This is a genomic window from Microbispora sp. NPDC046973 (assembly GCF_040644495.1).
Classification (GTDB): domain Bacteria; phylum Actinomycetota; class Actinomycetes; order Streptosporangiales; family Streptosporangiaceae; genus Microbispora.
Genome location: NZ_JBEYWQ010000001.1, coordinates 513,044 through 526,775, shown reverse-complemented (window position 1 = coordinate 526,775; position 13,732 = coordinate 513,044). Strand labels below are relative to the sequence as shown.

Genomic DNA, 13,732 nt, shown 5'->3' with positions numbered 1-13,732 from the left:
ATCTCCTATCGGACGAACAGGGACTGCGCAGCCGTGTGCGCGAGGTCCAGCACGGGCTGGGGGTACACCCCGAGAACTACCGTAGCCAATGCCGCGATACCGACCACAGCCGCGGTCCCCCGCGAGGGCAGCACGACGGACGGGCCGTCGGCGGCCGGGTCGCTGAAGAACATCAGCACGATCACACGGACGTAGAAGAACGCGGCGATGGCCGAGGCCACCACACCGATGATGACCAGCGGCGTGGCGCCGTTGGCGACGGCCGCCTGGAAGACCGCGTACTTCCCGAAGAACCCGCTGGTCAGCGGAATTCCGGCGAAGGCCAGCAGGAAGAACGCGAACGTCCCGGCCAGCAGCGGCGAGCGCTTGCCGAGCCCGGCCCAGCGGGACAGGTGCCACGCCTCGCCGCCCGCGTCGCGCACCATCGTGACGATGGCGAACGCGCCGACCGTGGTGAAACCATACGCGACCAGGTAGAACAGCAGGCCGGACAGGGCCGAGGTGTTCTCCGCCTGGGTGTGGCCGGTGGCGATGACACCGATGAGCAGGAAGCCGCCGTGCGCGATGGACGAGTAGGCGAGCATCCGCTTGATGTCGGTCTGCGTGATCGCGAGGATCGCGCCGACCACCATCGTGAGAATCGCCACACCGTAGAGCACCGGGCGCCAGTCCCAGTCGAGACCGCCGAGACCGACCCAGAACACCCGCAGCAGCGCGCCGAAGGCGGCCACCAGGGTGCCGGAGGCCATCAGCGCGGTGATGGGCGTGGGCGAGCCCTGGTAGACGTCAGGCTTCCACGCCTGGAACGGCGCGGCACCGATCTTGAAGAGCAGGCCGACGCCGAGCATGGCCGCGCCGATGTAGAGCAGCGTGTCCTGGCCGCCGACCGACCCCAGCGCCTGGTTGATCTTCGCGAGGTCGACCGACCCGGCGTAGCCGTACAGCAGGGCCGTGCCGTACAGGAAGAAGGCCGAGGAGAACGCGCCCAGCAGGAAGTACTTGACCGCGGCCTCCTGCGACAGCAGGCGGCGGCGCCGGGCCAGGCCGCACAGCAGGTACAGCGGCAGCGACATGACCTCGAGGGCGACGAACGCCACGAGCAGGTCGTTGGACGCGGGGAACAGCAGCATGCCGCCGACCGCGAACAGCAGCAGCGGGTAGACCTCGGTGTGCGCGGCGCGCTCGACGAGCGACTGCTCCTCCTCGGCCGAGCCGGGCACGGCCGCCGCGGAGCCGACGAAGTGCTCCTCGTCCTTGATGAGCAGCACGCTCACGAAGGCGAGGATGAGGATCGTGCCCCAGATGAACAGGGCCGGTCCGTCCACGGCCACCGCGCCCATCGCGGCGGGCTTGGTGGGCACGCCCCTGACCGCCTGCCAGACGGCCAGCGCGAACGCGCCGGCCAGCGACAGCAGCGTGAGCGGCAGGTGGATCGCCGAGCGCAGGTAGCGCGGGGCGAATGCCTCCACCAGCACGCCGACGATCGCCGCGCCGAAGACGACGAGCATCGGCGCCAGAAGGGCGTACTCGATACTCGGCGCCTGAATGGTGCCGTTCACTACTGGCCCTCCTGAGCAACGGGTACGGCCGGCTTCGGGTCCGTGACGGAGACGCTCGACAGCGTGTCCTTCACGGCGGGATTGATCACGTCGAGCAGCGGCTTGGGATAGAAGCCGAACACCAGCAGCAGCGCGACGAGCGGCGCCACCACCCACTTCTCCCTGGCGTTGAGGTCGGGCAGCGATTTGACCGACTCGGCCGTCGGGCCGTTCATCGTCCGCTGGTACATCCACAGGATGTAGATCGCGGCGAGGATGACGCCGACCGTCGCGATCACGGCCGGGACGACGTACCGCTGATAGGTGCCGGTCAGCACCATGAACTCGCTGACGAACGTGCTGAGACCGGGCAGCGAGAGGCTGGACAGACCGGCCACCAGGAACGTCCCGGCGAGGATCGGGGCCACCTTCTGCACGCCGCCGTAGTCGGCGATGAACTGCGAGCCCCTGCGGTAGATGAGGAAGCCCGCGATCAGGAACAGCGCGCCGGTCGAGAAGCCGTGGTTGACCATGTAGAGCGTCGCGCCCGAGCCCGCGCTGGTGGTCATCGCGAACACGCCCATCGCGATGAAGCCGAAGTGCGACACCGAGGTGTACGCGATGAGCCGCTTCATGTCGGTCTGCCCGATGGCCACGATCGCGCCGTACACGATGCCGATCACCGACAGCGTGATGACCAGCGGCGTGAAGAACTTCGCGGCGTCGGGGAACAGCTCGAGGCAGAAGCGCAGCATGCCGTACGTGCCGACCTTGTCCAGCACGCCGACGAGCAGGACGGCCGCGCCGGCCGGGGCCTGGGCGGCGGCGTCCGGCAGCCAGGTGTGGAACGGCCACAGCGGCGCCTTGATCGCGAAGGCGATGAAGAAGCCGAGGAACAGCCACTTCTGCGTCGTCACGTCCTGGATGGTCCCGACCAGGTCGGAGAACATGAACGTGCCCTTGCCGGCGATCGAGTAGAGCGCGATCACCGCCACCAGCATCAGGAGCCCGCCGAACAGCGAGTACAGCAGGAACTTCACGGCCGCGTACGACCGCTGCGCCCCGCCGTACGACCCGATCATGAAGTACATCGGGATCAGCATGGCTTCGAAGAAGACGTAGAAGAGGAAGACGTCGGTCGCCGCGAAGACGCCGATCATCATGGCCTCGAGCACGAGCAGCAGCGAGAAGTACGTCCGGACCGAGCGCTTGCCGGCCTCGGCGTCGTGCCAGGAGGCGAGCACCACGATCGGCACGAGGATCACCGACAGCAGGATCAGCACCAGGGCGATGCCGTCCACGGCGACGCCGTAGTGGACGCCGAACGCGGGGATCCAGTCGTACGTCTCGGCGAACTGGAACTTGTCGCCGTTCGGGCTGAACTGGACCGCCATGGCGACGGTCAGCGCCAGCACGATCAGCGACACCACGAGGGTGAACTGCTTGGCGAGCTTGTCGTTGCGGACAAGGGTCACGCCCAGCGCGCCGAGTACGGACACGCCCATCAGGGTTGAAAGCCAGGGCATCACAGGTTCCCTACGACGAGCCAGGCACCGGCCAGGACGGCGGCGCCCAGGAATATCGACAGCGCGTACGAGCGGACGAACCCGGTCTGGACCCTGCGCAGGCGCCCGGACGTGCCGCCGATGCCGGCGGCCAGGCCGTTCACGAGGCCGTCGACGCCGCGGTTGTCGAAGAACACGGCCAGGCGGGTCAGCCACTGGCCGGGGCGCATGAACAGCGCCTCGTTCAGGGCGTCGCCGTACAGGTCACGACGGGCGAAGGTGGTGAGGAACGAGCCGCGCGGGGCGACCGCCGGCACCTCGGCCCTGCCGTACTTGACCCAGGCGAAGGCCGCGCCGACCGCGACGAGCGCGAGCGTGACCAGACCGGTGAGGCTGAACGGGTGGAACGACGGCATCTCCTCCGGCGCGCCGACGGCAGGCGAGAGGAAGGTCATGAACCGGTTGCCCAGCACCAGGAACGCGCCCAGCCCGATCGCGCCGACCGACAGGATGATCAGCGGCCAGGTCATGACGGCGGGCGACTCGTGCGGGTGGGCCGTGGGCTCCCAGCGCTTGGCGCCGAAGAACGTCATGAACACCAGGCGCGACATGTAGAAGCCGGTGATGCCCGCGCCGAGCACGGCCAGCCAGCCGAGGATCGCGTTGTGCTCCATCGCGGTCTCGATGATGCCGTCCTTGGTGAAGTAACCGGACAGCAGCGGGAACCCGATGATCGCCAGGTAGCCGATGAGGAACGTCACGAACGTGACCGGCATGACCTTGCGCAGCGCGCCGTACTTGCGCATGTCGACCTCGTCGTTCATGGCGTGCATGACCGAGCCCGCGCCGAGGAACATGTCGGCCTTGAAGAAGCCGTGCGTGATCAGGTGGGCGATCGCGAAGGCGTAGCCCGCCGGGCCGATGCCCGCGGCGAGCACCATGTAGCCGATCTGCGACATCGTCGAACCGGCCAGCGCCTTCTTGATGTCGTCCTTGGCGGTACCGATGATCGCACCGGCGAGCAGCGTCGCGACGCCGACGATCGTCACCACGAGCTGCGCGGTCTCGGCGCCCTGGAAGATCGGGCCGGAGCGGACGATCAGGTAGACGCCGGCGGTGACCATGGTCGCCGCGTGGATGAGGGCCGAGACCGGGGTCGGGCCCTCCATCGCGTCGAGGAGCCAGGACTGCAGCGGAAGCTGGGCCGACTTGCCGCAGGCGCCGACCAGCAGCAGCAGGCCGATCGCGGTGAGCGTGCCCGAGGACGCCTTCGAGGCGTTCGCGAGGACGTCGCTGAAGGCCAGCGTGTGGAACGTCGCGAAGATCGTGAAGATGCCGATCAGCAGGCCGAAGTCGCCGACGCGGTTGACGATGAACGCCTTCTTGGCCGCAGTCGCCGCCGAGGGCTTGTGCTGCCAGAACCCGATCAGCAGGTACGACGCGAGGCCGACGCCCTCCCAGCCGACGAACAGGGCCACGTAGTTGTCGGCCAGCACCAGCAGGAGCATCGCCGCGACGAACAGGTTGAGGTAGGCGAAGAACCGCCGCCTGTTCGGGTCGTGCGCCATGTAGCCGATCGAGTAGATGTGGATCAGCGAGCCCACGAAGGTGATCAGCAGGCAGAACGAGATCGACAGCGGGTCGACCAGCAGGCCCACCTTCGCCAGGCCCGGGATGAAGTCGTACAGCTCGATCCCGCGGCGGCGCTCGCCGGGGGCGAAGCCGAGCAGCTGCGCGAACGACAGCGCCGCGACCACGAAGGACGCGACGGCCATGAGCACGCCCAGCAGGTGGCCGAACTTGTCGGTCCTCCGGCCGCCAAGCAGGAGGACCGCCGCTCCCACCAGGGGCAGAGCGATCATGAGCCAGGCTGCTCCGATCGCTCCGCCGGAGTGCTGGATGATCTCAGCGGGTTCCACGGCCACCTCTTAGTACTTCAGCAGGCTGGCGTCGTCCACCGACGCGCTCCTGCGGGTTCGGAAGATCGTCACGATGATGGCCAGGCCGATGACCACCTCGGCGGCGGCCACGATCATCACGAAGAACGCGATGAGCTGGCCGTCGAGGTTGCCGTTCTGCCGGGCGAAGGTGACGAACGCCAGGTTGCAGGCGTTGAGCATGAGCTCGACGCACATGAACACCACGATGGCGTTGCGCCGTACGAGCACGCCGACGCCGCCGATGGCGAACAGCAGCGCGGAGAGCACCAGGTAGTGGGTGGTCACTTGCCGTCCTCCTCGCTCAGGGACTCCCTCGGGGACTCACCGCGCGGGCGGACGACGCGGCCCGCCACGACACCCTCTTCGTCGTCCATGGGCTCGGTGTCGGGGCCGCCGTCCCGGGCCTCCTCGGCCACGGTGGGCGTGCTGTGCCCGTTCGCGCGCTGCGCGGCCTCCTCCTGCTCCAGCACGCGGGCGACCTCCGGGGGCAGGATGCCCTGGGACTCCTCGTACCGGGCGATGTACCGGTTGACCGACAGCGGCGAGACCGACCCGTCCGGCAGCAGCGCCGGCATGTCGATGGCGTTGTGCCGGGCGTAGGTGCCGGGGCCGGGAAGCGGCGCCGGGTTCTTGCCCGTCCTGCCGAAGGCGACGAAGCGCTGCCGGGACAGGTCCTTCTGGGTCGGCTTGGCCTCGGCGCGCTCCCGGTGCGCGAGCACCATCGCGCCGAGCGCCGCGGTGATCAGCAGCGCCGAGGTGACCTCGAAGGCGAACACGTGGCGCGTGAAGATCAGCTCGGCCAGGGAGGGCACGTTGCCCGCCCGCGTGGCGGCGGCCAGGCCCTTGGCCGAGCCGACGACCGCGTTGCCGATGCCGGCCGTGAGCAGGACGGCGAAGCCGAGCCCGCCCACGATGGCCCAGAACCGCTGGCCCCTGATCGTCTCCACGAGGGAGTCGGACGAGTCCACGCCCACGAGCATGAGCACGAACAGGAACAGCATCATGACCGCGCCGGTGTAGACGATGATCTGCACCGCCGCCAGGAACGGAGCGTCCTGGACCGCGTACAGCACCGCCAGCGAGAGCATGACGACACCGAGCATGAGGGCCGAGTAGACGGCCCTGCGGCTGAAGACGAGTCCGAGCGCGGCGGTCACCGAGACGACCGCGAGCACCCAGAACGTGATGGACTCACCCATTGCTTCGACCCAACCGGTAGTAGTCCTCTTCGGTCTCGCCGAGGCGCATCGGGTGGGGCGGCTGCTCCATGCCCGGTCCGAGCGGCGCGAGGAGCATCTCCTTGGTGTAGATCAACGACTCGCGGCTGGAGTCGGCGAGCTCGTACTCGTTGGTCATCGTGAGCGCCCGGGTGGGGCACGCCTCGATGCACAGCCCGCAGAGGATGCAGCGCAGGTAGTTGATCTGGTAGACGCGGCCGTAGCGCTCACCGGGCGAGAAACGTTCCTCGTCGGTGTTGTCGCCGCCCTCGACATAGATGGCGTCCGCCGGGCAGGCCCAGGCGCACAGCTCGCAGCCGACGCACTTCTCCAGCCCGTCGGGCCACCGGTTCAGCTGGTGCCGCCCGTGGAAGCGCGGCGCGGTGGGCCGCTTCTCCTCGGGATAGTTGACCGTCACCGGCTTCTTGAACATGTGGTGGAAGGTGACGCCGAATCCCTTGATCGGGTTCAGCCAATCAGTTGCTCCCACTGGTCACCTCCTTGGCGGCGTCGGAATTGAGACGCGCGGCGGGCACGACTCCGTGGTAGTGCGGGGCGTCGAGCGGCGGCACCGGGAACCCGCCCGCGGCGGGCTCCTCACGCAGCTGCTCGAACTCCTCCTCGATGGCGGCCGCCTTGGCCTCCCTGCGGCGCTGGTTGACGGTGTCGAACCGCAGCCAGATCCCGAAGGCGCCGATGATGACGACCGCGCCGATGGTCAGGATGATCGCCCGGTCGGTCTCGGGCATGCGCAGCGCCTTGAACGTGGCGGCCAGCAGGATCCAGGCCAGGTTGACCGGGATCAGGACCTTCCACCCGAAGGCCATCAGCTGGTCGTACCGGACACGCGGCAGCGAGGCGCGGACCCAGACGAAGAAGCCGAAGGCGATGACCAGCTTGACGAAGAACCAGAGCAGCGGCCACCAGCCGGTGTTCGCGCCGTCCCACAGGGAGATCGGCCACGGCGCCCGCCAGCCGCCGAAGAACAGCGTGATCGCCATCGCCGACACCGTCATCACGTTCACGTACTCGGCGAGCATGAACATCGCGAACTTCAGCGAGGAGGCGTACTCGGTGTGGAAGCCGCCGACCAGCTCGCCCTCGCCCTCGGGGAGGTCGAAGGGCACGCGGTTCGTCTCGCCCAGCATCGTGATCGCGTAGATCAGGAAGGACGGGATCAGCGAGACCACGTACCAGGACGGCGCCGGGATCGACAGCCCGAGGATGTCCCAGGTGCCGCCGCTCGCCTGCTTCGCCACGATCTCCGAGGTGGACAGCGTGCCCGCCTGGAGGAACACCGCGACGAACGACAGGCCCATGGCGATCTCGTACGACACGACCTGCGCGGCCGAGCGCAGGCCGCCCAGCACGGCGTACGGCGAGCGGGAGCCCCACCCGGCGAGCACGACGCCGTAGACGCCGATCGAGGCGGTGGCGAGGACCAGCAGGACCGCGACCGGCAGGTCGGTGAGCTGCAGCGGCGTCTTGTGGCCGAACATCCACACCATCGGCCCGAACGGCACGACGGAGAAGGCCAGGAAGGCCGGGACGGCGATGATGACCGGGGCCAGGAAGTAGATCACCTTGTCCACGGTGCGGGGCATGATGTCTTCCTTGAGGCCCATCTTCAGGCCGTCGGCCACCGTCTGCAGCAGGCCGAACTTGCCCGCCCGGTTGGGGCCGTAGCGGTGCTGCATGCGCGAGATGAGCTTGCGCTCGGTCCACACGCTCATCAGCACGCCCAGCATCAGGAACACGAAGATCGCGACGGCCTTGATGATGCTGATCCACAGGGGATCGTGGCCGAAGTCGCTCAGCGTGGGTCCGGGGTTGTTCACGAGACGCTCCCGATCGTTACGACGTCTCCGGCGACCGCGCGCAGGTCGCGCGTGACCGACAGGCCGGCGGAGTTGGACGGCACCCACACGACCCGGTCGGGCAGGTCCGCGACGCGCACCGGCACGACCACGTCGTCACCGATGGTGATCTTGCCGCCGTCCACCGCGCCGATCTCGGCGGCGGTGGCCTCCGACAGCAGCGCCGCCGCCGTGCGGGCGGTCCCCGCCAGGTAGGGCTCGCCGTCCTGCAACCGGCCGTCGTCGAGCAGCAGGTGCCAGGTCGCCAGCACGGCCTCGCCCGCCTGCGGCTCCCTGGCCGGGCGGCCGGTGACCGCGGGCGCGGCCGGGCGGGTGCCCTTCCAGGCGCCGAGCGCGGCCATCTCGCGACGGGCGGCGGCGGGGTCGGGCAGACCGAGGTGGACGTCCATCTGGTCGGCGATCGAGGCGATGGCGCGAAGGTCGCTCATCAGGCCGGGGACGGCCGTGGCGACTCCGAACGAGCGGCCCCTGCCCTCCCAGTCGACGAACGTGCCGGACTTCTCCGCCACCGCGGCGACAGGCAGGACCACGTCGGCCCGGTCGGTGACCGCGCTGGCCCGGATCTCCAGGCTGACGATGAACGGCGTGTTCTCCAGCGCCGCCAGGGCCCTGGCCGGGTCGGGCAGGTCGTAGGGGTCCACGCCCGCCACGACCAGCGCGTCGACCTCGTCGTTCAGCGCGGCCTCGATGATGCCGGCCGTGTCGCGGCCGGGCGCCTCGGGCAGCGAGGCGACGCCCCACACCCTGGCGACCTCCGCGCGGGCGGTCTCGTCGTCGGCCGGGCGGCCGATCGGCAGCAGGCCCGGCAGGGCGCCCGCCTCCAGCGCGCCGCGCTCACCGGCCCGGCGCGGCACCCAGGCGAGCCTGGCGCCGGTGGCCTGCGTGAGCCGTACGAGCGCGGACAGGGCGCCGGGGGCGGTGGCGAGCCGCTCGCCGGCGAGGATGATCGTGCCCGCGGGCAGCAGGTCGCCGCCGACGAGGTCGCCGAGCGCCTCGGCCTCGGCGCCGGGCAGCGTGCGGATCAGCGTGCCCTTCATCTTGGCCAGGCCCGGCGTGGCGAACGGCGCGAGCGAGTAGACCTTCAGGCCCCGCTTGCGCGCCGCCTTGCGCAGGCGCAGGAAGACGATCGGCGACTCCTCCTCGGGCTCGAACCCGGCCAGGAGCACGGCCGGGGCCGTCTCCAGGTCGGCGTAGGAGACCTCGATGCCCTTGCCGGCCACGGAGTGGGCGAGGAACCGCGTCTCCTCCTCGGAGTGCGGACGGGCCCGGAAGTCGATGTCGTTGGTGCCGAGGGCGATCCTGGCGAACTTGCTGTACGCGTAGGCGTCCTCGACCGTGAGCCGCCCGCCGACCAGCACGCCGGCCTTGCCGCGGGCCCGCAGCAGCCCCTCGGCGGCCACGGCCAGCGCGTCCGGCCAGGAGGTCGGGACGAGCTTGCCGCTCTCGTCACGGACCAGCGGCGACCGCAGGCGGTCGGGCGCGGTGGCGTAGGTGAAGGCCCAGCGGCCCTTGTCGCAGTTCCACTCCTCGTTGACCTGCGGGTCGTCCCCGGCCAGGCGGCGGGTGACCTTGCCGCGGCGGTGGTCGGTGCGCAGCGAGCAGCCCGACGCGCAGTGCTCGCACGCGCTCGGCGTGGAGACCAGGTCGAACGGGCGGGAGCGGAACCGGTAGGCCGCGCCGGTCAGCGCGCCCACCGGGCAGATCTGGATGGTGTTGCCCGAGAAGTAGGACTGGAACGGCTCGCCGTCGGCGACGCCCACCTGCTCCTTGGCCCCGCGCTCGAAGAAGTCGATGAGCGGGTCACCGGCGATCTGCTCGGAGAAGCGGATGCAGCGCGCGCACTGGATGCAGCGCTCGCGGTCGAGCAGCACCTCGGTCGACAGCGGGACGGGCTTTTCGAACGTGCGCTTCTGCTCGACGAACCGGCTCTCGCCCTGGCCGTTCGACATGGCCTGGTTCTGCAGGGGGCACTCGCCGCCCTTGTCGCAGACCGGGCAGTCGAGCGGGTGGTTGAGCAGCAGCATCTCCATCACGCCGCGCTGGGCCTTCTCGGCCACCGGCGAGGTGAGCTGCGTCTTGACCACCATGCCCTCGGCGACCTCGATCGCGCAGGACGGCTGCGGCTTGGGGAAGCCGCGGCCGTTGCCCGCGTCGGGGATGTCGACCAGGCACTGGCGGCAGTTGGCCGCCGGCGAGAGCAGCGGGTGGTCGCAGAACCGGGGGATCTGGATCCCCAGCAGCTCCGCGGCCCTGATGATCAGCGTGCCCTTCGGGACGCTGATCTGGAAGCCGTCGATGGTCAGGGTGACCATGTCCACGACCGGCTGCTCCGGCTGCGTCGTCTGAACTGTCACTTGGACCCCCACACCGTGGAAGCGGCGGGATCGAACGGGCAGCCGCCGATCTCGAAGTGCTTGAGGTATTCGTCGCGGAACTGCTTCACCGACGAGTGGATCGGGCTCGTCGCGCCGTCGCCGAGGGCGCAGAAGGAGCGGCCGAGGATGTTGTCGGCGATGTCGGTGATCGTGGCCAGGTCCTCCTCGGAGCCCTGGCCCTTCTCCAGCCGCTTGAGCACCTGCTTGAGCCAGTAGGTGCCCTCACGGCAGGGCGTGCACTTGCCGCAGGACTCGTGCGCGTAGAACTCGGTCCAGCGCAGGACGGCCCGGACCACGCAGGTCGTCTCGTCGAAGATCTGCAGGGCGCGGGTGCCCAGCATCGAGCCCTTGGCCCCGACCGACTCGAAGTCGAGCGGCACGTCGAGGTGCTCGGCCGTGAAGATCGGCGTCGAGGAGCCTCCCGGCGTCCAGAACTTCAGCTCGTGACCCTCGCGGATGCCGCCCGCCATGTCGAGCAGCTCGCGCAGCGTGATGCCCAGCGGGGCCTCGTACTGGCCCGGCCGGGTCACGTGGCCCGACAGGGAGAAGATGCCGAAGCCCTTGGACTTCTCGGTGCCCATCCCGGCGAACCAGTCGGCGCCGTTGGCCACGATGCTCGGCACGCTCGCGATCGACTCGACGTTGTTGACCACCGTCGGGGAGGCGTACAGGCCGGCGACCGCCGGGAACGGCGGCTTGAGCCGGGGCTGGCCGCGGTAGCCCTCCAGCGAGTCGAGCAGCGCGGTCTCCTCGCCGCAGATGTACGCCCCGGCGCCGCTGTGCACGACGAGCTCGAGGTCGTAGCCCGAGCCGAGGATGTCCGTCCCGAGGTAGCCCTTCTCGTACGCCTCCCGGACCGCGGCCTGCACCCGGCGGATGACGTGGAGCACCTCGCCGCGGATGTAGATGAACGCGTAGTTGGCCCGGATGGCGTAGGACGCGATGATCACGCCCTCGACCAGCGCGTGCGGGTTGGCCATCATGAGCGGGATGTCCTTGCAGGTCCCCGGCTCCGACTCGTCGGCGTTGACCACGAGGTAGTGGGGCTTGCCGTCGCCCTGCGGGATGAAGCCCCACTTCATGCCGGTCGGGAAGCCCGCGCCGCCACGGCCGCGCAGGCCGGAGTCCTTCACCATCTGGATGACGGCGTCGGGGTCCAGGCCCAGGGCCTTCTTCGCGGCCGCGTACTCGCCGTACCCGTCGAGGGTGAACGAGTCTGCCTGGTCCCAGTTCCTGGTCAGAACGGGCGTGAGGGTGGTCACTTCTCGCTCCCCTCGGGCTTGGGGGCCTCCCAGCCGTTGGCCTTGGCGACCTTCAGGCCCTCAAGCGACGGGCCGGCGGCCGACGGGCCGTCACCGGCCTGGCCGTCGGGCAGCCCGGCGAGGACCCGGGACGCCTCCTTGAACGTGCACAGCCGGCGCGGGCCGCGCGTGGGCGCGACCTCCTTGCCGGCGCGCAGGTCGTCGACGAGCTGCTTGGCCGACTCCGGGGTCTGGTTGTCGAAGAACTCCCAGTTGACCATCATGACCGGCGCGAAGTCGCAGGCGGCGTTGCACTCCAGCCGCTCCAGCGTGATCTTGCCGTCCGCGGTGGTCTCGTCGTGGCCGACGCCCACGTGCTCGCTGAGCTCTTCCCAGATCTGGTCGCCGCCCATGACCGCGCACAGCGTGTTGATGCAGACGCCGACGTTGTAGTCGCCGGCCGGCTTGCGCTTGTACATGGTGTAGAAGGTCGCGACGCCCACGACCTCGGCCTTGGACAGGCCCAGCATCTCGGCGCAGAACTCCTGGCCGTCGTCGGAGATGTAGCCGTCCTCCGACTGCACCAGGTGCAGCAGCGGCAGCAGCGCCGAACGCGGCCGGGGGTAACGGCCGATGATCTCCTTGGCGTCCGTCTCCAGACGCTCGCGGACCTCGGGCGCGTAACTCATCGGTCCACACCTCCCATGACCGGGTCGATCGAGGCGACCGCGGCAATGACGTCGGCGACCATGCCGCCCTCGCACGTCGCGGGCACCGCCTGCAGGTTCGTGAACGACGGGTCGCGGAAGTGGACCCGGTAGGGCCGGGTGCCGCCGTCGCTGACCACGTGCGCGCCGAGCTCGCCGCGCGGCGACTCGACCGAGGCGTACGCCTGCCCGGCCGGCACCCGGAAGCCCTCGGTCACCAGCTTGAAGTGGTGGATCAGGGCCTCCATGGAGCTGCCCATGATGTGGGCGATGTGGTCGGGCGAGTTGCCGAGGCCGTCGGGGCCGAGCGCGAGCTGCGACGGCCAGCCGATCTTCTTGTCCTCGATCATCACCGGGCCGCCCTTGAGCGGGCCGGACAGCCGGTCGAGCGCCTGCTCGATGATCTTGAGGGACTCCTCCATCTCGGCCATGCGGACGAGGTAGCGGCCGTACACGTCGCAGGTGTTCTGCGTCGGCACGTCGAACTCGTACGTCTCGTAGCCGCAGTAGGGCTGCGACTTGCGCAGGTCCCACGGGAGGCCGGCGGCGCGCAGCATGGGCCCGGTGACCCCCAGCGCCATGCAGCCGGTCAGGTCGAGGTAGGCCACGTCCTTGGTGCGCCGGGTGTAGACCGGGTTCGCGTCGAGGAGCTTGCGCATCTCCTTGATCCGCCCCGGCATGATCTTGAGGAACTCACCGATCTTGTCGACCGCGCCGGCCGGCAGGTCGACGCTGACGCCGCCCGGCCGGACGTACGCCATGTTCATCCGCAGGCCGGTGATGTACTCCATCAGGTCGAGCACCATCTCGCGCTCGCGGAAGCCGAACAGCATCGGCGTGGTCGCGCCCAGCTCCAGGCCGAACGTCGCGATCGCGACCAGGTGCGAGGAGATCCGGGTGAGCTCCATCGTCAGGACCCGGATGGCCTGCGCCCGGTCCGGGATCCTGTCGGTGATCCCCAGAAGCTTCTCGACGCCCATGCAGTAGGCGGTCTCGTTGAAGATCGGCGCGAGATAGTCCATGCGGGTGACGAACGTGACCCCCTGGGTCCACGTCCGGAACTCCATGTTCTTCTCGATGCCGGTGTGCAGGTAGCCGATCACCGTGCGGGCCTCGGTCACGGTCTCGCCGTCGAGGGTCAGCACGAGCCGGAGCACGCCGTGGGTCGACGGGTGCTGCGGGCCCATGTTGACGACCAGGCGCTCGTCGGCCGACTCGCTGACGGTCTTGACCAGCTCGTCCCAGTCCTGACCGGCGACGTCGTAGATCCGGCCCTCGGTCTCGGTGGTGCTCACGACGCTCTCCTCGCTGCCCTCGTCCACTCGTGCAGGT

General features: G+C 69.6%; 11 protein-coding genes. All 11 read right to left on the bottom strand.

Features of this window, described 5'->3' with window-relative positions; translation table 11 throughout:
• Positions 1-5 precede the first annotated feature (5 nt).
• The 11 genes from nuoN to ABZ860_RS02510 all read right to left on the bottom strand — a co-directional run bounded on the left by nuoN (position 6) and on the right by ABZ860_RS02510 (position 13,695).
• On the bottom strand, positions 6-1,559 hold the full coding sequence (gene nuoN, locus ABZ860_RS02560) for an NADH-quinone oxidoreductase subunit NuoN (RefSeq protein WP_357213953.1): 1,554 nt from the start codon (positions 1,557-1,559) through the stop codon (positions 6-8).
• Positions 1,559-3,064, bottom strand: coding sequence for an NADH-quinone oxidoreductase subunit M (locus ABZ860_RS02555; RefSeq protein ID WP_204050408.1), 1,506 nt, complete (start codon positions 3,062-3,064; stop codon positions 1,559-1,561). Before ABZ860_RS02555 ends, nuoN begins: the two co-directional genes overlap by 1 nt.
• On the bottom strand, positions 3,064-4,905 hold the full coding sequence (gene nuoL / locus ABZ860_RS02550; RefSeq protein WP_357214729.1) for an NADH-quinone oxidoreductase subunit L: 1,842 nt from the start codon (positions 4,903-4,905) through the stop codon (positions 3,064-3,066). The genes ABZ860_RS02555 and nuoL overlap by 1 nt, the downstream gene beginning before the upstream one ends.
• 66 nt (positions 4,906-4,971) lie before the next feature.
• On the bottom strand, positions 4,972-5,268 hold the full coding sequence (nuoK, locus tag ABZ860_RS02545; protein ID WP_139574092.1) for an NADH-quinone oxidoreductase subunit NuoK: 297 nt from the start codon (positions 5,266-5,268) through the stop codon (positions 4,972-4,974).
• On the bottom strand, positions 5,265-6,182 hold the full coding sequence (locus tag ABZ860_RS02540; protein ID WP_357213951.1) for an NADH-quinone oxidoreductase subunit J: 918 nt from the start codon (positions 6,180-6,182) through the stop codon (positions 5,265-5,267). Before ABZ860_RS02540 ends, nuoK begins: the two co-directional genes overlap by 4 nt.
• Complete coding sequence (gene nuoI / locus ABZ860_RS02535) at positions 6,175-6,690, bottom strand: NADH-quinone oxidoreductase subunit NuoI (protein WP_139574090.1); 516 nt, start codon at positions 6,688-6,690, stop codon at positions 6,175-6,177. Before nuoI ends, ABZ860_RS02540 begins: the two co-directional genes overlap by 8 nt.
• The gene (nuoH, locus tag ABZ860_RS02530; protein WP_357213948.1) at positions 6,677-8,038 is read right to left on the bottom strand and encodes an NADH-quinone oxidoreductase subunit NuoH; all 1,362 of its coding nucleotides are present in this window, start codon (positions 8,036-8,038) and stop codon (positions 6,677-6,679) included. Before nuoH ends, nuoI begins: the two co-directional genes overlap by 14 nt.
• Positions 8,035-10,431, bottom strand: coding sequence for an NADH-quinone oxidoreductase subunit G (locus ABZ860_RS02525; RefSeq protein ID WP_357213946.1), 2,397 nt, complete (start codon positions 10,429-10,431; stop codon positions 8,035-8,037). The genes nuoH and ABZ860_RS02525 overlap by 4 nt, the downstream gene beginning before the upstream one ends.
• Complete coding sequence (nuoF, locus tag ABZ860_RS02520) at positions 10,428-11,714, bottom strand: NADH-quinone oxidoreductase subunit NuoF (RefSeq protein ID WP_357213944.1); 1,287 nt, start codon at positions 11,712-11,714, stop codon at positions 10,428-10,430. Before nuoF ends, ABZ860_RS02525 begins: the two co-directional genes overlap by 4 nt.
• Entirely contained in the window at positions 11,711-12,382 is a 672-nt protein-coding gene (gene nuoE, locus ABZ860_RS02515) for an NADH-quinone oxidoreductase subunit NuoE (protein WP_357213941.1), read from the bottom strand. The genes nuoF and nuoE overlap by 4 nt, the downstream gene beginning before the upstream one ends.
• The gene (locus tag ABZ860_RS02510; RefSeq protein WP_357213938.1) at positions 12,379-13,695 is read right to left on the bottom strand and encodes an NADH-quinone oxidoreductase subunit D; all 1,317 of its coding nucleotides are present in this window, start codon (positions 13,693-13,695) and stop codon (positions 12,379-12,381) included. The genes nuoE and ABZ860_RS02510 overlap by 4 nt, the downstream gene beginning before the upstream one ends.
• Positions 13,696-13,732: the final 37 nt, after the last annotated feature.

Bases quoted from the DNA above. Each gene is read 5' to 3' on its own strand.
- nuoE (WP_357213941.1), bottom strand. From the start codon at position 12,382: ATGAGTTACGCGCCCGAGGTCCGCGAGCGTCTGGAGACGGACGCCAAG.
- ABZ860_RS02555 (WP_204050408.1), bottom strand. From the start codon at position 3,064: ATGCCCTGGCTTTCAACCCTGATGGGCGTGTCCGTACTCGGCGCGCTG.
- nuoL (WP_357214729.1), bottom strand. From the start codon at position 4,905: ATGATCGCTCTGCCCCTGGTGGGAGCGGCGGTCCTCCTGCTTGGCGGC.
- ABZ860_RS02540 (WP_357213951.1), bottom strand. From the start codon at position 6,182: ATGGGTGAGTCCATCACGTTCTGGGTGCTCGCGGTCGTCTCGGTGACC.